This is a genomic window from Terrisphaera buseokensis (genome assembly GCF_047521145.2).
Lineage (GTDB): Bacteria > Verrucomicrobiota > Verrucomicrobiia > Opitutales > Opitutaceae > ER46.
In genome coordinates this window covers 6,523,698-6,543,341 of record NZ_CM134186.1, presented here as the reverse complement: position 1 = coordinate 6,543,341, position 19,644 = coordinate 6,523,698, and the positions used below count along the sequence as shown (strand labels likewise).

At 66.4% G+C, this 19,644-nt stretch carries 19 protein-coding genes; 8 read left to right on the top strand and 11 right to left on the bottom strand.

Going from position 1 to position 19,644, the window contains the following annotated elements; genetic code table 11:
• Nucleotides 1-79: 79 nt before the first annotated feature.
• Complete coding sequence (locus ACLJEU_RS24655; protein WP_414661346.1) at nt 80-1,213, top strand: alpha/beta hydrolase family protein; 1,134 nt, start codon at nt 80-82, stop codon at nt 1,211-1,213.
• A gap of 7 nt (nt 1,214-1,220) precedes the next feature.
• On the opposite strand, the gene ACLJEU_RS24650 is transcribed toward ACLJEU_RS24655, so the two are convergent.
• The 6 genes from ACLJEU_RS24650 to ACLJEU_RS24625 form a co-directional block, all read right to left on the bottom strand.
• Nucleotides 1,221-2,525 (bottom strand): GDSL-type esterase/lipase family protein, encoded by a 1,305-nt coding sequence (locus tag ACLJEU_RS24650; protein WP_414661347.1) that lies wholly within the window; start codon nt 2,523-2,525, stop codon nt 1,221-1,223.
• Between the two features lie 78 nt (nt 2,526-2,603).
• Nucleotides 2,604-2,969: a DUF4870 domain-containing protein gene (locus tag ACLJEU_RS24645; protein WP_414661348.1), complete on the bottom strand. Its 366-nt coding sequence runs from the start codon at nt 2,967-2,969 to the stop codon at nt 2,604-2,606.
• An 89-nt stretch (nt 2,970-3,058) separates the two neighbouring features.
• Entirely contained in the window at nt 3,059-4,279 is a 1,221-nt protein-coding gene (locus ACLJEU_RS24640) for a hypothetical protein (protein ID WP_414661349.1), read from the bottom strand.
• 134 nt (nt 4,280-4,413) lie between these two features.
• The gene (locus ACLJEU_RS24635) at nt 4,414-4,536 is read right to left on the bottom strand and encodes a hypothetical protein (RefSeq protein WP_414661350.1); all 123 of its coding nucleotides are present in this window, start codon (nt 4,534-4,536) and stop codon (nt 4,414-4,416) included.
• A gap of 160 nt (nt 4,537-4,696) precedes the next feature.
• Complete coding sequence (locus tag ACLJEU_RS24630; RefSeq protein ID WP_414661351.1) at nt 4,697-5,836, bottom strand: acyltransferase family protein; 1,140 nt, start codon at nt 5,834-5,836, stop codon at nt 4,697-4,699.
• 119 nt (nt 5,837-5,955) lie between these two features.
• Nucleotides 5,956-7,287: a dicarboxylate/amino acid:cation symporter gene (locus ACLJEU_RS24625; RefSeq protein ID WP_414661352.1), complete on the bottom strand. Its 1,332-nt coding sequence runs from the start codon at nt 7,285-7,287 to the stop codon at nt 5,956-5,958.
• A gap of 117 nt (nt 7,288-7,404) precedes the next feature.
• On the opposite strand from ACLJEU_RS24625, the gene mobA reads away from it, so the two are divergent.
• Nucleotides 7,405-7,983, top strand: coding sequence for a molybdenum cofactor guanylyltransferase (gene mobA / locus ACLJEU_RS24620; RefSeq protein WP_414661353.1), 579 nt, complete (start codon nt 7,405-7,407; stop codon nt 7,981-7,983).
• Between the two features lie 26 nt (nt 7,984-8,009).
• Here the strand turns inward: mobA and ACLJEU_RS24615 are convergent, their stop codons facing one another.
• Together ACLJEU_RS24615 and ACLJEU_RS24610 are read right to left on the bottom strand one after the other, a co-directional pair.
• A complete protein-coding gene (locus tag ACLJEU_RS24615; RefSeq protein ID WP_414661354.1) occupies nt 8,010-8,651 on the bottom strand; it encodes a sulfite oxidase-like oxidoreductase in 642 nt (213 codons plus the stop codon).
• A gap of 73 nt (nt 8,652-8,724) precedes the next feature.
• Nucleotides 8,725-9,228, bottom strand: a complete 504-nt coding sequence (locus tag ACLJEU_RS24610; protein ID WP_414661355.1) for a hypothetical protein — start codon at nt 9,226-9,228, stop codon at nt 8,725-8,727.
• Nucleotides 9,229-9,274: 46 nt separating this feature from the next.
• Here ACLJEU_RS24610 and ACLJEU_RS24605 point away from each other — a divergent pair, with 46 nt between their 5' ends.
• The 3 genes from ACLJEU_RS24605 to ACLJEU_RS24595 all read left to right on the top strand — a co-directional run bounded on the left by ACLJEU_RS24605 (nt 9,275) and on the right by ACLJEU_RS24595 (nt 14,792).
• Nucleotides 9,275-13,630 (top strand): DUF3418 domain-containing protein, encoded by a 4,356-nt coding sequence (locus ACLJEU_RS24605; protein ID WP_414661356.1) that lies wholly within the window; start codon nt 9,275-9,277, stop codon nt 13,628-13,630.
• Between the two features lie 122 nt (nt 13,631-13,752).
• Nucleotides 13,753-14,196: a CBS domain-containing protein gene (locus ACLJEU_RS24600; RefSeq protein ID WP_414661357.1), complete on the top strand. Its 444-nt coding sequence runs from the start codon at nt 13,753-13,755 to the stop codon at nt 14,194-14,196.
• A gap of 176 nt (nt 14,197-14,372) precedes the next feature.
• Nucleotides 14,373-14,792 (top strand): hypothetical protein, encoded by a 420-nt coding sequence (locus ACLJEU_RS24595; protein WP_414661358.1) that lies wholly within the window; start codon nt 14,373-14,375, stop codon nt 14,790-14,792.
• A gap of 169 nt (nt 14,793-14,961) precedes the next feature.
• On the opposite strand, the gene ACLJEU_RS24590 is transcribed toward ACLJEU_RS24595, so the two are convergent.
• Both ACLJEU_RS24590 and ACLJEU_RS24585 read right to left on the bottom strand, forming a co-directional pair.
• Nucleotides 14,962-15,972, bottom strand: coding sequence for a sodium:calcium symporter (locus tag ACLJEU_RS24590; protein WP_414661359.1), 1,011 nt, complete (start codon nt 15,970-15,972; stop codon nt 14,962-14,964).
• Nucleotides 15,969-16,754, bottom strand: a complete 786-nt coding sequence (locus tag ACLJEU_RS24585) for an ABC transporter ATP-binding protein (protein ID WP_414661360.1) — start codon at nt 16,752-16,754, stop codon at nt 15,969-15,971. Before ACLJEU_RS24585 ends, ACLJEU_RS24590 begins: the two co-directional genes overlap by 4 nt.
• A gap of 63 nt (nt 16,755-16,817) precedes the next feature.
• On the opposite strand from ACLJEU_RS24585, the gene ACLJEU_RS24580 reads away from it, so the two are divergent.
• Nucleotides 16,818-18,320 carry an endonuclease/exonuclease/phosphatase family protein gene (locus ACLJEU_RS24580; RefSeq protein ID WP_414661361.1) on the top strand — a complete coding sequence of 501 codons (1,503 nt, stop codon included), beginning with the start codon at nt 16,818-16,820 and terminating at the stop codon, nt 18,318-18,320.
• 9 nt (nt 18,321-18,329) lie between these two features.
• Nucleotides 18,330-18,689, top strand: coding sequence for a Spx/MgsR family RNA polymerase-binding regulatory protein (locus tag ACLJEU_RS24575; protein WP_414661362.1), 360 nt, complete (start codon nt 18,330-18,332; stop codon nt 18,687-18,689).
• Nucleotides 18,690-18,695: 6 nt separating this feature from the next.
• Here the strand turns inward: ACLJEU_RS24575 and ACLJEU_RS24570 are convergent, their stop codons facing one another.
• Entirely contained in the window at nt 18,696-19,079 is a 384-nt protein-coding gene (locus ACLJEU_RS24570; RefSeq protein WP_414661363.1) for a hypothetical protein, read from the bottom strand.
• A 144-nt stretch (nt 19,080-19,223) separates the two neighbouring features.
• On the opposite strand from ACLJEU_RS24570, the gene ACLJEU_RS24565 reads away from it, so the two are divergent.
• Nucleotides 19,224-19,481: a hypothetical protein gene (locus ACLJEU_RS24565; protein WP_414661364.1), complete on the top strand. Its 258-nt coding sequence runs from the start codon at nt 19,224-19,226 to the stop codon at nt 19,479-19,481.
• Nucleotides 19,482-19,644: the final 163 nt, after the last annotated feature.

Sequence of the window (19,644 nt, the reverse complement as noted above, 5' to 3'; positions counted from 1 at the left end):
GCGGCGAGTTCCCAGCGAGCGAAGCCTGACACGAGCTCGCTTGCTCGCCGCCGCCTCGTGCCCCAGATACTCCGCTTCCGTGAACACCCCGCCCCTGCTTCGTTCATTGCTACTCCTCGCCCTCGGTTCCAGCGTCGCCGCATCGATGGCGGGAGCAGAATCCAACGCGCCGCAGACGACGGCGCCGTTTCGCGAATACCGCGAGTATCCGGCGAGCAGTGACACGTCGCTGCGGCTCTTCGCGCGCTTCGGCTGCGCCACGCCGACCGGCGTCCTGCTCGTGAAGATGCACGGCTGGCATGGCCAGGTGAAGACCGCGCACAGCGACAACATTCCCGATCCCGTCGATCGCGGCTATTTCGTGATCGAGCCGGAAATGCGCGGCCGCGGTGACGCCACGGGCAATCCCGACTGCAACGGCTGGGAACTGCAGGACGTGATCGATGCGGTGACCTTCGCGCGCACGCACTACCGGGCGAGGATTGCCTCGCCTGAAATCGTGCTGCTGTCCGGCGGCAGCGGTGGTGGCGGCAACACGTTTGCGCTGGTGGGAAAATTTCCGGACACGTTTGCGGCGGCCGTGGCGGCGTCGGGCATCAGCGACTACGCGCTCTGGCACGCCTTCGATCGCAAGGGTGAGTTTCGCGATGAGCTCGAAGGCTCGTGGGAGAAGAACCCCAAGAACTGGAAGCCGTGGATCGGCGGGACGCCCGACAGCAATCCCGAGGCGTATCGCAGCCGGGGTGGGCTGACGACCGTGGGTAATCTGCTCACGCCGACGCTGGTCATTCACGGTGCCGACGATGTGCGCGTGCCATCGTTGCACGCGCGGCTGTGGGTCGGAGCGGCGCAGGGTCAGGGCCGCGGCGCGCTCGTGACGTATCACGAACTCGCGGGCGTCGGCGACAACCGCAACCATTACGCGAACGAAACGCCCGCCCAGCAAAAGCTGCGGGGCCGCGCTGCGGCGGAGTTCCTGCAGGCGCATCGGACGCCCCCGGCGTTGCCGGAGCGAGGCACGTTCGTTGTCGCGGGCTATCTGAAGACAAGCCGGTTTGAGGTCGTGCTCGACTCCATCGATCACGTCGGCCGCGTCGACTATGACCTCGGTGCCGGAACGTTTCAGGTGCGCGCGGCCACGAGCAAACGAGCGACGCTGCGCGTGAAGCGCGCGGACGGCTGGGAACAGCGTGACGTGGTGTGTGAACGGTGAGCAGGCCTCACGGCTTCACGAGCTCGCCGACCAGGAGGATCGCACCTGGGAAAAACGAGAGCCCGGCGTAGCGCTTTGGGTCGTCGATCGTCTGGTTGCGCTGGGCGAGGATCTTCGCCTTGTCGGGCGGATCGCGCAGCAGTTCGATTCTCACGGTGTGGATCGTATCCGGCAGTTCCGTACCGACCATGAACGTGCTCAGCCGATGATACGTGCAGTAGGCGTCGAAGCGCGCCTTCGCTTCCGGCGGCCGGTCGTCGAGCGTGATGCGCACCTGGCCGCAGTCTGGCCCGATGACATCATAGATCGCGCAACGCGTGCCCTTGAACGAGAAGGTGAGGGTGTCGCCGGCCTCGGAGGCCCGAACGATCGCGGGCAACCGGTTGACCCAGCGTTTGGCAAACGCCACCGCAGCGGGATCGGTGCCGATTCCAATGCCTCGTGAGAGCGTCGCCGCCGAGATGGGGATCAGTTGGGCTTGCTCGTAATTCGACGCGATGAACGGAGCCCGCAGCGCGTGCGGCGCGGGGGCCTGGGAAGCGGCGCGGATCGGCTCGAGCGAGCGTACGACAGCCTGCAGGTACATTTCATGGCCGGTCTCGACGTGTGGGTGGACGGAGTCGGGCGCGAAGACGACCTTGTCGCTGAGCGCCTGCTGCTCGGCCTCGGTTTTCGGCAACGGCGCTTTCCACACCAGGCGGCCGGCGCGGGCCAGTTGCGCGACCTCCATCGCGAGATGGATACTGGGGATGCCGTAGTGATCCGCGAGCTGCTCCATCGCGCTGGCGGAGCGCTGGAATTTTCCCTCGAGCATCGCCGGGGCGAGCGCCTCGGTGAGCGTGTAGACAAAGCCGATGTCGCACTGCGGCGCGGCGCGCCAGATCTGGCGCACGATGCCTTCCATGCAGCGGTGGATCTGTTCGGGTGACGCGCCGCCGTCATTCACCGCGAACTCGACCAGCACGAGATCCGGACGGTGAGCGAGGACGTCGTTTTTCAAGCGGAACACGCCGAGATCGGACCCCGTGCCGCCGATCGCGGCGTTGATCTCGGTGAACGTGGCCTGCGGATACGTCTTCTGAAAATGCGCCAGTGTCTTGGGCCGCCAGCCGGACTGGGCCGTGATCGAACCGCCAAAGTACGCGATGCGCACTTGCGCGCCGGGCGTCGCGGCCTTCGCGAGGAAATTGGGCCAGCCCTGGCGAGGGCGGCACTCCTGCGCGGGAACCAGCGAAAAACTCGCTTCGGCGGCGGTCGTGCCGCAGACGGCGAGGAAAGCGAAGACGGCCAGAAGCGCGGTGAGTGTTTTCATGGGGCGAACTCGCTCATCCGTGCGGGGAGTGACGCCGCAGCGCAAGCCACCGCACCCCGCCTACACCCACCAGCTGGCTCAGGTGAACACGTTGGCGAACCACTTCTGGTAGTGTTCGCCCAGCACCGGGACGGGCTTCTGCTGGCCGGTGACGGCGCTGATGAAGCCCATCACGACGAGGACGAGCATCGAGATCCAACCGGCGGCAATCACGAGCCAGCCGAGGATCGGGATGAACACGAGTGCGATGACGCACATGCCGAACGCCATGCCGGTGACGATCAGACCGAGCACCTGACGCAGGTGAAACGCGCCGAGCGGGGTCTTTTTGCTGGTGTGCAGGATAATCGCGACGACGAAACCGATCAGCGTGATATAACTGAGGATCGCCACGGTGCGATCCTCGGCGACGGGCGGTGGGGCGAGGGGAGTGTCAGTGGACATCGGGGTGGAAGTGGGACCCGTTCAGCATAGTTCGGGCCGAGAGGCTGACCAGCTTGAAGAAACGGCCGCGTTTCCCTTTGCCCTCCGGCTCAGGGCACCGGCGTTGACGGTGGTGCGCGATTGAGCGCGGAGCCCAGCCACGCGCCGCCGCGGCGTTTGTAGGCCTCGAAGTTTTCTGTCCCCAGCACGCGGATGAGCCGATCGCGCGCGTCTTTCGCGAGGGCGTAGGCGCGCGCATCGCGTTCGTTCGCCGTCAGGTCGCGGTCGCGATCGAGGGCGTTGAGCTTCGGGCTGAACTCCTGCTGGACGGAAATCACCTCGGTCGTGGCCTGCGGCGGCAGGTTGAGACTGGCGGTGAAGGCGCGCGTTTCCTGCAGCAGGTGATTGTTGGCGTCCTTGAGTTCCGCGAACCGCTGGCTGCCGAGCACGCGCTGCAGCTCCGTGTCGAGCTGGCTCTCGAGGGCTTCGCGGGTGCGGCGGGCTTCGGCAACATTCGTGCGCGTTCGGGTTTCGTTTCCACCCGCAGCCTCCAGGGCCGCGCGGAAGGCGGGGAAAAGCGCGACAAACTCCGCCTCGGTCGCGGCAAATTGACCAATCGCTCCGCGCAGCCGGTGGGCGGCCGGGTGATTGCGCAGATCATAGTCCAACAATTCGTCGGGCGACAGGAGGCGTTCGATGTCGGCCCGCTTTTCCTTCGCGAGGAGTGCGGCGCGATTGCGATTCTCGCTCGAACCCCGGTCGGAGCCGTCGGCATAGAGTTGCTCCTCGAGGTCGCTGTAGTCGGCGAAAATGCGCTTCAAGCGCGCCACCGTGTCGCCGGGGAGACCGCCGAACTGGCGGCGCTCGGCGGCGTCGTCGAATTCGAAATCCGCCGAGGATTCGCGCAGCAGCCTGCGTTGTTCACGATCCAGTTCGCGCAGGGCTATCTGGTCGGCGGGGTCGGCGCGCTGGCCTTGGTTGCGCCAGTACTCGTCGGGTCCGGGCAGGCGCAGGATCGCTTCGCGGCGTTTCTGAAACGAGCGGTGGATGGTCATCGCGAGCACGGCGCGAACGATCTCGGGCGGAAGCCCCAATGACTCAAGGCGGGTGCGGAGCGTTGCCATGTCCGCGGTGGTGAGGGGCTCGCCGCCGGGTCGAAGCAATGCCAACGGCTCCGACGCCGGCGCAGGAGCGGTCGTGGGCACGAGGGGCGAGAGCCGGGCCGCCGTGGCGCGGTTGTTCGGCGCGTCGGCCGGCTGCGGGCGGGTGAGGAACCAAACGTTGGCGAGCAGCGAGGCCGCGAGGAGGGCGAAAATCAAGGGGCGGAACATGGCGGAATTGTCAGAACCTGCGGGCGGCGGCGGGAACAGGGAGATCGGCGTTCAGCGGTTGCCGTTCAATCGCACCGGAACGCCGGTGGCGATGCGACCGTCCCGACCTGACATTGTGCCGTGGGCGACGTGCTTCAGGCCCGGTTGAAGATTCCAATTTGATACGCCAGCAGCCACCAGATGAAACCGGCGATGCCGAGTCCGACGGCACCATGACGGAACACTTTCCTCCGGTCCTGCCGATCCGGGCAGTCCATGATGGCGCACGCGATGCACGTGGCGCAGAGCAGCAGGAGGAGCAGCGTTCTGATGAGCCTCTCTAAGCAGTGCCGCAGAGTGGTTGCGAGGGTATATGGCCCCACTACGTGTCTTCACCACCCCGCGCGCGCCGGGCCCGTTCGCCGGCGATCCGGCCGGTTAGGCGTTGGAGGTGGACGGTGCCGCGGCGCCTGTGACGGGAACGCGCGGGGCGTGTGCGCGCGGATACGCAAAATGCCGTTTCAGCCGGTTGATGGGATACTCGTACAGATGCCACGACGCCATGGCTGCCAGCAGCGTGAAAATTGAATAGGCGGTCAGCGTGACGGGCAGGGATCGCAACGACGCCTCCCAGCCTGCACTCCGCGCGAGCCCGCTCACCACATAGGGCGCGAAGTAGTGATAAACATAGAGACCGTAGCTGATTTTGCCGAGGTACTGCACCGGTTTGAAATTCAGCACCGCGCCCGGGATGCTGCGAAAACCCAGCGCCCCCTGGGCGACGATGGCCCCGTAAAAGATCACAAGGAACGTGTGCCCGATGCGGTGGGCGTCGTCGGAACCGATCACGCGTGGCAGCGCGACGGTGCCCAGGCCGAGGCCGGCGATGCCAATCCACGTCAGGTGCAGCGCGCAGCGGCGGATGCCGGCGGTGCCGCCGTAGTGCTTGTAGTAGGCGATGAGCCCGCCCACGGCGAAGGCGTCGAGGCAGCTGGGCGTCAGGTAACGAATCGAAACTACGCTCGGCGCGAGAGTGGTGATGCCCACGCGAAACAGCATCGAGCCCACCAGCGAGCCAAAGAGAATGAAGGGCAGCGCCCGCCGCGAGGCAACCAGCGCCACCAGCGGCCACAGCAGGTAGAACTGTTCCTCGACCGACAGCGACCACAGGTGGAGATACGGGTCGGCGATCGCGGTGCCATGACCGTGCCACGCGTAGTACACGTTCGACAGATACGGCACGTGCCACTGCCACGTGCTGGCGATGGGACCGACGGAAAACAGCAGGCAGAGCGCGAGCACGCCGTAATAGAGCGGAAAGATCCGCAGGATGCGGCGCAGGTAGAACACCCGCAGGACCTGCCCCATCGAGATTCCCAGATCCGCCGGCCGGCTGCGCAGAAGAATTCCCGTGATGAGGAATCCGCTCAGGACGAAGAAAAGCTGCACGCCGGTGCCCCACGGCACAATGCCGGCGAGGAAGTTCGGCGTCCAATGCGACACGGCCACGCCGACAAACGCGAACGCCCGCAGGGCGTCCAATTGCGGCATGTGCTCCGCCTCCACGGCGGGTTTCATCGGGGAAAGAGACTACGATCTCCGGTGGTGGTCATCACGCAGGCGAGTGTCGTAGCCACCGTCGACGTCGCAGGCAAGCGCGGCTCTGTTAAGGTCGGGTAAAGGCTACCGTCTCGTACTCAAACCTTTCGCGCCACCGCCGCGGCGTCGACCGCCTGCATCTGCGCGTCGACCACCATCGTCGTGATCATGTCCGAGCCGACATTGGTCATCGTTCGGGTCATGTCTAAAATACGATCCGCGCCCAGCACGATGCCGATGCCCTCGGGTGGAATGCCGAAGGTCGCGAGCAGGCCGGCGATGAGGGGCAGCGATCCGCCGGGAATGCCGGCCACCGCCACGGCGCTCAACACGGAGAGCAGCAGCAGCGTGATTTGCTGGGAGAGGGTGAGGTCGACGCCGAACACCTGCGCGACGAACAACACGACGCAGCCTTCATACAGCGCCGTGCCGCTCATGTTCATCGTGGTGCCGAGCGGCAGCACGAAACCGGCGACGCTCGGCTGCAGCTTCAACGTGTCCTTCGCGCACGCGAGCGCGGTCGGCAGCGTGGCATTGCTGGAACTCGTGGAGAACGCCGTGATCAGCACCGGTCGCAGATCACGCCACACCTGCGCCGGACTGCGGCGGGCCCAGAATTTGATCCAGAGCGACATCGTCCCGAACAGGTGAAGCAGCAGCACGGCCACGCAACCGAGGACGAACACGCCAAGCGCGACGAGGATATCGATGCCGATCTTGACGATGACGCTGTAGATCATCGCGGGCACCGCGTAGGGCGCGAGTTTGAGGGCAAAGTTGACGATGCCGGTCATCAACTCGCTCACGAGTTCGAGGCCGTCCTGCAGTTTCCGGCGCTTGTCCTCGCTGAGCTGCGTGCCGACCGCGCCGACCAGAATGGCGAAGAGGATGAGCGGGAGGACATCGCCGATGACGTTGTTGTTATGTCCAACGACAGCGCCGAGGAGATTCTTCGGCATGAACATTTCGACGAGGGTCGCGAATGACATCGACGGCGAGGCGGCTCCGGTCGCGATGTGCTTCTGCGCGGCGCCGCCGAATTCCGCCATCAACCGGGTTTTCGCGGCGGGGTCCAGGTGGCTGCCGGGGTTGACCACGTTCATCATGATCAGCCCGAGGCCCACGCCGATGGCCATGTTGAGGAAAAACAGGAAGAACGTGCGGCCGGCGAGCGGGCCGAGACGATCGAGGCGGCCGAGTTGCACCACGCCGGAAGCGAGCGAGGCGAAGACCAGCGGCATCACGACGAAGAAAAGGGTCCGGAGGAAAATCTGGCCGAACGGATCGAAGACGGCGGTCGACACCTTGCGCATGACGACGAGAACCTCGGGGGAAAACCGGCCGACGATCAGCGTGCCGATGCCGGCCACGATGCCGACGACGAGTCCGATCAGGATGCGGTTGGCGAGCGGGCGATTGGTCTCAGCCATGGTGGCGCGGGAGGCTGGCCGGCGGCGGCGGCGTTGTCCAACGGGAACTGCCGCCGAGGCGACTTGTGCCGCGCGCGGGCGGGCGTCACGTTCGCCGCCGCGTCGCTTCCCGCCTTCATGTCGACTTCACTCAGCGCCATCGTCCTTGCCGCCGGCCGCTCGACCCGGATGGGGCGCGACAAGGCCATGCTCGAGCTCGACGGCGTGCCGCTGTGGCGGCGGCAGTGCGAAGTGCTGAAGGCGGCGGGCGCAACGGAGAGTTTCATTTCGGCGCGACCCGAACAGCCCTGGGTGCGGGACGCGCGCGAGCTCGCGACGATGGTGTGCGACGCCCTGCCGGATTGCGGCCCGTTGGTGGGCATCACGGCGGGACTCGAACGCGCCGCGCAGCCGGCGCTCGCCGTGCTGGCGGTCGACCTGCCGCAGATGACGGCGTCGTGGTTCACCGCGCTGGCCCAAGCGGCGTCACCGGGCGTGGGCGTCGTCGGCCGGCGCGGAGATTTTTTCGAGCCCCTCGCCGCGATCTATCCGCGCGAATTCAAGTGGCTCGCCTGGGAGGCGCTCGCCCGCGGTGAGTACGCGTTGCAGCCGCTCGTGGCGCGCGCGGTGTCCGACGGCTTGCTGCGGGTGCACGCGATCACGGCGGAGGAGGCGCCGTGGTTCACGAATTGGAATCGCGTGGAGGATCGAGGGTAGGCCGCGCCCGCCCTACGCAAGCAACCTCACGCGTATCGATCTTCCGTCCACGGATCGGCGGTGTTCGAGTAACCGCGCACTTCCCAGAAGCCGAGTTTGTCCTCGGCGAGAAACGTGATCGCGTTGACGAACTTCGCGCCCTTCCAGGCGTAGAGCTTGGGGATGATCACGCGCGCAGGGCCGCCGTGTTCGCGCGATACGGGCGCGCCGTCGAACGAGGTCGCGATCAGCACGTCGTCATCGAGGCACTTCTCGAGCGACACATTCGTCGAGTAACCGTCATAGCTGCTGAAGTAGACGAACTTCGCCTCCGGCTGCGGCTGCACGAGATCATACAGCGTGGTGAACGCCACGCCGCCCCACGTGCAGTCGTATTTGCTCCAGGTCGTCACGCAGTGGAAATCGCTGACGTCGGTCACCTGCGGCAGCGCGCTGAACTGATCCCAGGAAAGCTGCGTCGGCTGGCTCACGAGTCCGTCGACCTTGAGGCGCCAGTCCGGCAGCGGCACCTCGGGTTGCACGCCGAGATCGAGCACGGGAAAACCCGTGGTGAGTTTCTGGCCGGGCGGCAGCCGGTCGGCGGACGCGCTCGTCCGGGCGGTGACGCCGCGGGCTTTTTGTTTTTCCGCCCAGGCTTGTTTCGCGGCGATGTAGCGATCCTTCGACATGGCGGGAACGTACGACCGAGCGGGGACGGTGCAAGTGCGGGCTGGGAGCGGGCGCGCCGGTTGCGGCGGAGCGTCACTCCACCGCCAGCGCGCGGATCACCGCGTGACGGCGGCGCAAATAGTAGATCGTCATCCAGCCCTGAAACCCGACGCCCGCCGTGGCCACGGCAAGGACGGTCAGGCGGTTCAGTGCCTCCTGGTATTCCGGCACGGTCATGTTCCATTGCTGTGCGCTCGCGGCGAAAATACCTTGGAACGACTCGGGCACCGGCGGCAGTTCAAAGTACCACAACCGCAGTCCGCAGTAGGCGAAAATGACGAGAAGGAGAAACGGCTGGCTGGCGATGAGCCAGTTCATGCCGCGGACGTAGCCCTGCTTCAACAGCTCGCCGCCGTGCAGTTCGATCGCACCGGCGGCGGCGCCAAGCAGGCCGATGACGGCGAAGGCGCGTTCGCCCGACATGGCGGCCGACAGCGCGAACATGCCGCCGAGCAACAGCGCGCCGGTGCCGTCGAAGCGCGCGAGTCGCAGGACGCGGGCGAGGGTCTCTTCGGGCAGGAGCGGCGGTTGCTGCATGGAAGGGTTGTCATTCCTGTCCGGGGCTTGAATCTCAAGCCTCTTCGTGCCGCCGTCCTCACATCCGAAATCGTTTCCGTTCCGTCTCGAGTTCCCGCCCGAGCTGCCGATCAGCGTGCGCGCGGAGGAAATCACCGCGGCGATCCAGGCCCACCAAGTCGTGATTCTGGCCGGTGAAACGGGCTCGGGCAAGACGACGCAGATTCCGAAGATGTGCCTCGCCGCCGGGCGCGGCACGCAGGGCCGGATCGCGTGCACGCAGCCGCGCCGCGTGGCGGCGCTTTCGATCTCGCGTCGCGTCGCCGAGGAGATGGGCGTCGCGTGGGGTCGCGAGGTTGGCTGCAAGATCCGTTTCAACGATCAGACCACGCCGCAGACGGTGATCAAGTTTCTCACTGACGGCATGCTGCTCGCCGAAGTGCAGGGCGACCCGATGCTGCGGGAGTACGACACCATCATCATCGACGAGGCGCACGAGCGATCGCTCAACATCGATTTCCTGCTCGGCCACCTGCGCACGCTGCGCTTCCGCCGGCCCGAGCTGAAGATCGTGATTACGTCGGCCACGATCGACACCGAGTCGTTCAGCGCGGCCTACGACGGCGCGCCGGTCGTGCTGGTCGAGGGCCGGACGTTTCCCGTCGAGGTGATTTACGCGCCGCTCGATCAGCTCGGTCGCGACTACGCGGAGAACGACGAGAACGAGGATCAGGCGGATCCTTCCGCCGTCGCCTCGGCGAAGGCGGAGGCGTTGCATTACATCGACGGCGCGGTCGAGGCGGTCGAACGCGTGGTGCGCGAAAGCACGAGCGGCGACATCCTCGTGTTCCTGCCGAGCGAGCGCGACATCCGCGAGGTCAGCGATCTGCTGGACGGACGCCAGTCGGGCGTGCGCGACGCGCGTTGCGAGATCGTCCCGCTCTTCGGCCGGCTCTCCAATGCCGAGCAGCAACGCGTGTTCGCCTCGACCCAGCGCCGGAAAATCGTGCTCGCGACGAACATCGCGGAGACCTCGCTGACGATCCCCGGCATTCGTTTCGTCATCGACACGGGCCTGGCCCGGCTCAGCCGTTATTCGCCGCAGGCGCGAACGCGGCGGCTGCCGATCGAGCCGGTGGCGCAATCGAGCGCGGATCAACGCAAGGGCCGCAGCGGGCGCGTCGCCGAGGGCGTGTGCATCCGGCTCTATTCGGAAAAGGATTTTCTCGAGCGACCGCGCTTCACCCAGCCCGAGATCCAGCGGGCAAATCTCGCGGACGTGATCCTGCGCATGAAGGCGTTCGGCCTCGGTGACATCGAGCGCTTCCCGTTCATCAACATGCCCGCGGGCAAGTCGATCCGCGCGGGTTATGCGCTGCTCGAGGAACTCGGCGCGCTGGGGAGACAGGAGACAGGGGACGGGCGACTGGAGACGGGAGACAGGGGACAGGAGACAGGGGACGTGGGCCCTCTTTCTTCTATCGCCGTTCCGCTGTCTCCTGCTTCCGGTCCCCTGTCGCCCGTCCCCCGTCTCCTGTCCACTGACCTGACGCCGCTCGGCCGCGAACTGGCGCGGCTGCCGGTCGATCCGACCGTCGGTCGGATGATCCTGCAGGCGCGGGCGGAGAAGGCGTTGCGCGAAGTGCTCGCGATCGCGGCGGGCCTTTCGATTCAGGATCCGCGCGAGCGGCCGATGGACAAGCAGCAGCAGGCCGACGCGGCGCACCGGCGCTTCGTGCATCCCGACTCGGATTTTCTCACCCTCCTCAACATCTGGGACGCGTATCACGACGAGTTCGAGACGATGACGCAGGCGAAACTCCGCCGCTTCTGTCGCGATCATTTTCTCAGCTACACGCGCATGCGCGAGTGGCGCGACATCCATAGCCAGCTTCTGGATACACTGAAGGAGCGCGACGACTTCAAGCTCACGTCCGCGTTCCATGGCCTCAAAACGGTCGACGACAAGACGACGCTCTTCGGCACGCCCGTATACCGCGCGATTCATCGGAGCATCCTCGCGGGCTTGCTGGGGAACGTGGCGCATCTCGACGAGGAGAACGGCGGCTACAAGGCGACGCACGACCGACGCGTCGCGCTGTTTCCCGGGTCGGTGCTGTACCGCCGCGAGGATCCGCGGCGAAAGCCCGCCGTCGCTAAAGCTAAGGCGGGCAACGAGGCCATCGACAAGCGACTGCCCCGTTGGATCATGGCGTCGGAGATGATGGAGACGTCGCGGCTCTACGCGCGCACCGCGGCGCGGCTCGATCCGCAGTGGGCGCTCGAACTCGGCGCGCATCTCCTGCGCGTGTCGCACAGCGAACCGTTTTGGAACGAGGCGGGCGGCCGCGTGATGGTGAAGCAGCGCACGCGCCTGTATGGACTCGAACTCGAGAGCAGGGCGGTGAGCTACGGGAAGATTGATCCCATGCACGCCACCGAGATTTTCATTCGCGAAGGCCTCGTGAACGACACCCTCACGTTTCCCCTCGATTTCATCGCGCACAACCGGACCGTGCGGGAAAAGATCGAGGACCTGCTCACCCGCGCGCGCGACAGCGGCTACCTCAACCTGGATGAGGCGGCGTATCGGTTTTATGCAGCGCGCCTGATGCCGGGGGACAAGCCGATCGATGCAGACACGGCGGCGGAACCCGCGGGGGTCAGCAGTGTGGGCGATCTCGTCGACCTGGTGCGCGGACGGCGCGGCGGCGAGCCGCGTTTCCTGATGATGGGGCCGGACGATTTGCGCGACCCGGCGGGCATCCAGCACGACGCTGAAGCGTTTCCCGAGGCGTTGCCAGTGGAGAACCGCGCGCTGCCGCTCAATTACGCGTACAAGCCCGGGCAGGCCGATGACGGCGTAACGCTCGACGTCAGCGTGCGCGAGGCGGAGGCGCTCACGCCCGCGGCGCTCGACTGGGCGGTGCCGGGGCATCTTGAAGCCAAAGTGGAGCACTACCTGCGCGCGCTGCCGAAGGAGCTGCGCCGGGGCTTTGTGCCGCTGACGGAAACGGCGAAGAGCCTCGCGACCGATCTGGCGTCACGGGATCGCCTGACCGGCCGGCGCGAAACGTTGCCGCAGGCGATCGCCGCGCAGATCGCCGAGCGTTTCCGCGTGGCGATCGATCCGGCGGTGTGGGCGGACAAGCCGTTGCCGGATCATTTGCGCGTGCGCGTGCGCGTCCTCGACGCCGCCGGCAAGGAACTCGTCGCGAGCCGTGAACTCGCGGCGATCGATGCGGCGCTGCACCTGCAGAAACGCACCGCGAGTGCGACCGTGGCGCGCGTGGAGCCCGAGGCGTGGCAGCGCGCGCGGGCGCGGTGGGAGACGGCGGCGCAGACGACGTGGACGTTCGGCGACGTGCCGGAACGGGTGTTGGTGACGGAGCAGGCCGGTGTGCCGGTGCATGCGTTTCCCGCGCTGGTCGAAGTGCGCGAGGCGGGCGGGGCGACGCGGCCGGGCGCGGAGAAATCCGCCGGGGGCGTGGCCTTGCGACTCGCGAAGACGCCGGAGGAGGCGCGCGCGCTCACGCAGCGCGGCCTCGCGGCGTTGCTGGAGCGGCAAATCAGCAACGATCTCGGCTGGCTCGAACGCGATCTACGCGCCGTGCGGATGCTCGGGCCGCTGCTTTCGACGCTGGCACCGGCGGACGAACTGCAGGCGCAGGCCTTTGCGTTGTTGCGCGACTGGCTCTGCGATCCGGAGCGGGTCTGGGGTCGCGCGGGTGTGACCCCACCGCCGGGCACGGGCGGTCGGCTCGGGCCCGTGGCGTTTGCGGCGGCGGTGGAGCGCGCCAAGACCGATCTGCGTGGGCTCGTGCCGAAGTTCTGCGATCAGCTCCGGGAAATCCTCGGCCTGCGGCAAACGCTGCTCGTGCAACCGCATCCGCATGCGAGTCTCGAGCGCGATCTCGCGGCGCTGCTGCCGCCGGATTTCCTGCGCACCACACCGTATGCGCAGCTGCCGCACTTTCCCCGTTACCTGAAGGCGATGCGGCTGCGCGCCGAACGCTGGCGGCAGAATCCGGCCAAGGACGCCGAGCGGGCCGCGCAGCTGGCGCCGTATGAGAAGGCGTTGCGGGCCGCAACGGGAGGCGGGCTGGCGGCGACCCGCCCGGCTGCCAAGCCGGGTGAGGGCACGCGGCCCACAGTCACCCGGGCGACCGCGGAGGCGTTTCGCTGGCTGGTGGAGGAGTTTCGCGTGAGCCTGTTTGCGCAGGAACTCGGGACGGCCGAGCCCGTTTCGACCGTAAAGCTCGACCGGGCTCTGGCGGCGCTGCAGGGCGGGGCGCCACTTCCGCCCGGTGCGGGCGCGCCGCCGCCGGCGAATGCGCGGCCCATTCTGGCCGCGCCGGTGACCGAGAAGAAATCAGGACCGCTGAAGAACCTCGGCGCGCTCGACAAACTTTTCCCGCGCTAGGCCCGGGTGCCCTGCGCTTATCGCGCACCGCAAGATCTGAGCGGCCTTTCGGGTTGCAGGGTGGAGGCTTCGGCGCAATGTGCGGTCACCCCGCAGCGTGTCATTCGTCAGGTTACCCGCTTATGAATGCTCCTATCACCGCCATCTTGGATCGGAAGGGACGTAATGTCTTTTCTGTTACGTCAACCACGAGCGTCGCCGACGCCGTCGCAGAAATGAACCGCAACCGCGTCGGCAGCGTCCTCATCATCGATGGCGGCCGGCTCATGGGCATCTTCACCGAACGCGACGTCCTGCGCCGCGTCGTCGGCGAGGGTGTCGATCCCCGGCGCACGCGCGTCGGCGAGGTGATGACGCCCGACGTGATCACAATCACCCCGCAAGCCACGATCGAGGACACGATGGTGCTGTTCACCGAGAAGCGCTGCCGGCATCTGCCGGTGGTGGAGGGCGGACGGATCATCGGCACGATTTCGATTGGCGACGTCACGCGCTGGATGGCCGACGCGCACCGTGCCGAGGCGGAATCGTTGAAGAATTACATCACGACTGGCTTCTCGGCCTGAGCGTCGATCGGCGGTTTGCCTGGTTCGCCGGGACCGCGACCGCCCCCGGTCGCCTCCGGACAGGAGCGACCGGGGGCGGTCGCGGTCCCATGAATGAACTATGAAACGCGCCCGGGCAGGGGCGATGGCCCGGGTGTTTCTTGCCAAGCCGGGGCCGTTCCCCTTCCTCGCGGATCATGGACTTGGAATCCGCCCGTAAAATCATCCAAACCGCGGTCGATCGCATGCGTGCCTGCTACCTGCAGCCCGTGTTCGACGAGTGGGCGATTTTGTCGATGGCCGCGAAGGGCGGCGGAATCGTGGCGTACAACGGACCGCGATCCGACGTGTTTCGCCGCAACCTGCCGACCGATGCCGAGCCGCTGCGCGCGGCGACGGCGGGCCGGGAGTTTGCCGAGGGCGACATTGAATTTGTGCCCGATGCCGCCGACACGCGCTACGATGCGTTCATGAAGGTCGGCGCCCACAGTTATCTCGTCTTGAACCATACGGTGAAGACGATGAATGAGATTCGCGCCGATGCGAAGTGGTTCGGGGCGCAGGCGGTGCTGTTTGAGTTGAGCGAGAAGTTTCGCGTGGATCCGCTGGTGGGGTGAACGAGACCAGGCCCGGCGTCAGGGCAATCGGCGCAGCTGTTTATACCAATCGCTCCGTGCTTTTGGACTTCTGGATCGATCGTGGCTACGAGCGCCAGCGAGTGGCCGAACGACCACTCGCTGGCGCTCGTAGCCACGGTTAAAGTCCAAAGGCAAAGAGCGATTGGTATTACCCGCTGAGTCCGGCGATTAGGAACCACGCGTAGCCGGCGAGCAGCGGCCAGCCCATCCAGCGCGGCAGGCCGTTGGCGATCAGGACGCACAGCGCATGCAGCAGCGCGGCGCCGACCAGCACGGTGATGCCGGTCGTGAAGAAGGGCGTGATGGCGAGCGGCTGCAGCACGGCGCTGAGACCGAGACAAAGCGGAATGCAGATGTGACCGTCGCCCACCTGGGACGCGTACGTGATGTCGGCCCGGCCGCGCGCGGCGTAGAAGAACGCGAGCAGCGCGTTGGGCAGCACCATCAGCCAGCCGCTGAGCCAGCCGAGATTGCCGGCGTTGATGAACGCGCCGTCCTGCGCCGACAGCCAGGCGACGAGCCAGTCGATGCTGGTGTAGAGGCCGAAGGCGCCGATCAGCACGATGCCGACGTCGACGTAGAACATGAGCCGGAAATGCTGCCGCGTGCGGACGTTGTGCTTGAGAACGTCGAAGACCTGGAAGCACTGCCAGAACAAGAACAACGCGATCAGCACGAGGCCGTCCGTCGCATCGAGCTGGCCGTCGGCCCCGAGTGCCCAGGTGACGCCGCTGAAAAAGATCACGGCTGCGAGCGTGAGCAGGAGCGAAAGCCGGTTGAGCTGCTGTTCGGTGCCGGCGGCCTTGGCCGCGGATTTTCGCGCCGGGCTGGCTGATTTTTTTCCACCGAGGCGAAGGCCCCACAGCAGTGCCGGAAGGCCGAGCAGGAGCGTGAGATTGGTGACGTTGTTGACCAGGCAATTGGTCAGGACTTCCGCGCCGTGATCCTTTTTCCCCGCCACCAGCGCCACGAAGATCAGATTACCCAAACCTGAACAGTAGGGCATCACGAGCGTGCCGAGCGCGGTGCCTTCGAGGCCGTGATCGAGCAGCGCTTCCAGCCGCCAGACCATCAGGAGCGACGCGGCCAGGAAGAGTCCGAGATACGTCCAGACCGTCGCGATCCCGAGCGTATCGACGGCGTCCGAAAGCGGATTCACGCGTGCACCACGTCCAGGCGCAACCGCCGGCCGGTGCGGCCGAGACGAAGCCGGGCATTAAAGGTCTCCGACAGGCTCTTCGAAGTGAGGACCTTCTGCCGGGAGCCGGCCACGACGACCTGCCCGCTCTTCAGCATGAGTGCGTGGGTGAAGGCCGGCGTGATCTCCTCGACGTGGTGGGTAACCAGGACGAGGGCGGGTGCGCCGCGGCGGCGCGCGAGCTGCTCGATGAACTGGAGGAAGTGTTCCCGCGCGACCGGATCGAGCCCGGCACAGGGTTCGTCGAGGATGAGGAGTTTCGGCCCGGCCATCAGCGCGCGAGCGATCAACACGCGCTGGCGTTCGCCTTGGGAGAGATAGGCCCACTCGCGACTCACGAGCGCCGCGAGACCGGCGGCGCGGAGCAGGCGCAGGGCGGCGACACGATCGGCGCGGGTGCCGGCATGCCAGAGATCCAGTTGCGCGTATTTGCCGCTGACGACCGTCTCGAGCGCCACTTCCGACGGCGGAATCGACATCGCGAAGGCGCTCGTGACCACGCCGATCTTGAGGCGCAGATCGCGCCAGTCGCTCGCGCCGTAGCGCTGGCCCAGCACGCTGAACTCGCCGGCGGTCGGCGAGAGGAAGCCGGTGAGTGCCTTGAGCATCGACGTCTTGCCGGAACCATTGGCACCGAGGATGACCCAGTGTTCGCCCCGCGCCACGCGCCAGCTTACGTCGTGCAGAATCGTCGTGCGGCCGCGGGCCACGCGCAGGTGGGAGACTTCAAGGATGGCGTCCATGGAAAGGGCGAAGTCTGCGGGCGCGGGGTTGCGCCGGTCAATCGCGCGCCTCAACGTCGGGGCATGCGTCTGATTGGAATCACTCTCTCGTATCTCGGGCTCGGCCTCCTCGCGCTGGCGCAGGCCCGGCCGTTCACCGTGGTGGCTTACAACGTCGAGAACCTCTTCGACCTCGACGGCAAGGCCGGCTACGAGGACTACCAGCCCGCGAAATACACGCGGGCGCACGCGCTGACGAAACTGCAGAACATCGCGCGCGTCGTCGCGCAGTTCGAAAGCGGGCGCGGACCGGATGTGCTGCTGTTGTGCGAACTCGAAGTGGATGCCACGCCCGGTCCGAAGGCGCCCGACTACACCGCGATCCTCGCGCGCTATGCAGGCGTGAAACTGACCGACATGCTCGGCGCGCGTTTTGATCGCGAGATCGGCGACCTGCCGTCCGAGGCGCTGCTGTTGAAGGCGTTCGCCGATGCCGGCGTGACGGGCTATCGGGTGGTCGTTGGCGAGAGCGTCATGGCCTCTCCCTCCGAGCGAAAACAGGAAATCAAGTGCGCCGTCTTCACGCGTTTTCCGGTCACGTCGGCGCGCTCGCATCCGACCACGAACGCGCGCGCGATTCTCGAGGTGCAGGTCGACGTCGACGGCGCGTCGCTGTATCTGTTTGCGAATCACTGGAAGTCGGGCGCGAGCGATCCGGAGTCGGAGCCGACACGTGCGGCCAACGCGAAGACGCTGCGCACGCGGCTCGACGAGATCCTGCGCGGTGATCCCAACGCCGACATCATCATCGGCGGCGATCTCAACTCGCAGTACAACCAGAAGCAGCGTTATCCGAAGATGAAGACGACGGCGATCAACGACGTCCTTGGTTCGCAGGGCAACGAACTCGCCGTGCGCCAGCCCGAACGGCCGTTATACAATCTCTGGTACGAGCTTCCCGCCGAGCAGCGCGGCAGCGACACGTATCGCGGCGAGTGGGGCACGTTGATCCATCTCCTGATTTCGCGCGGGCTCTACGACTACCGCGGCGTGCAGTACGTGGACAATTCCTTCACCGTCGCGAAATTTCCCGGGCTCAACATCGACGCCAGCGGCGTGCCGGTGCGGTGGACCTTCGATGGCAAGGCGGGCGCGGGCTTTTCCGATCACCTGCCGGTGGCGGCGCGATTCGTGACCGTCACCGAGGGCCGCGCCGATCGGTATCTGTCGCTGCGCAATCCGTCCGACGGCAAGGCGGTCGCAGCCGCCGCGGTGAAGATCGATCACGCCAAGGTCGATCTCGCGCGCGTGGCGTTGCGCAACGATGCGATCGCGGCCGGGGTGAACATCCGCACGAACGAGTATAAGGGAAAAATCTTTCGCGTCGAAGGCCCGGTCGCGCCGGGTGGACGGCTCGCGGTGAAGTTCCGGGGCGAGACGTATGACGTCTGGAGTTACGACGAGTCGCTACGCAACCAGCTGCGTGCGGCGCATCCGGAAGGATCGACCCTGCGTTTCTACGGCGAGCTCGGTCTGTTCCGCGAGCGCTGGCAGTTCGTGATTCAGGACGCGAGCTGGGTGAAATAAGGCGCCGCCATGCTGAAGATCTACACGCTTTCGAACTGCGACACCTGCCGGAAGGCCATCGCGTGGCTGCGCGATCACGACGTGGCGTTCACGGAGCTGGCGATTCGGACCACGCCGCCGACCACGGCCGAGTTGCGCGCGGCGCTCGCGGCGAACGGCGGCGAGCTGCGCAAACTGTTCAACACCTCCGGCCGCGATTATCGCGAGCAGGGACTCGGGGAAAAACTTCCCGGGCTGACCGCGCCCGCGGCGCTGGCGCTGCTCGGCGCGAACGGCAATCTCGTGAAGCGGCCGTTTCTTGTCGGCGACGGCGTGACGCTCGTCGGCTTCAATCCCACGACGTGGACCACGGCGCTCGCAGGCCGCTGAGGGCGCTTACTTGGCGCGGACGAAACGCGCGCCGTTTGTTTCCCAGAAGAGTTCGCCGGTCGGTGCGACGAGGAAGCGATACACGACGTCTTTGCCGCCGCCCAATTTACCGGTGACGATCACCGCGCCCTTGTCCTCCGTCCAGCGACCGTCGGCAATCGCCATGGTGGCATTGACGGTCTTGTCCATCTCGGCGTTGCCCAGGTTGGAACGGGTCGAGAACACGGCTTTGCCACCCTCGCGCACTTCGAGCGTCATGCGAAACTTATCCTCGCTGCCGACGGTTTGGTAGGTGCCCACGCGCCCGGTACGGCTGCAGGCCGCGAAGAAGAAGGCCAACAGGACGAGCGCCAGCGGTTTGAGGAGTTTCGAGCAGGTCGGTGTAGTCATGGTGACGCGGATGCGGGAAAACGTGCCGCAAGGAATTCGGCGCCGGCGCGGGCGGCGTCAATGTCCAATCTGCGCTCGAATTCCCGCGGAGTGCGTTGAGCGATTGCCTAACGGGCCGCGGGCGCCCACGGTGGCGGACGCGCAATGAACACTCCGACGATCGATCCGCTCCGTGAGACGGTGCAATGGCTGGCCCAGCATGCCGGGTTTCCCTCCCTGCGGCTGCCGGCGAAGGCTGAAGGACTGGTTTGTGTCGCGGCGCTGGCGGCAGCGGAGGAGGCGAGGGATCAGCAGCGTTATCTCATCCAAAGCCGTGATCCGGCCCAAACGTCCGCGCTGCGGGCGCACGGCCTGCGGCGTTCTCAGGTCCACTTCAAGTGCGACAATAGCGCGAAGGTCTGAACGCAGCCGGTGGGCTGTCCAAGTGGCTACAAGCGCCAGCGAGTGGCCGAGCCACCGTTCGCGCGCGCTCGACCTGGCATTTTCTCTGTCCCGCGCAAAACCGAGCGGAGCGGGGAGTCGGCTGTAACTTTTGGGCGGGTGACGGGTTCTCGTTTCAACCTCC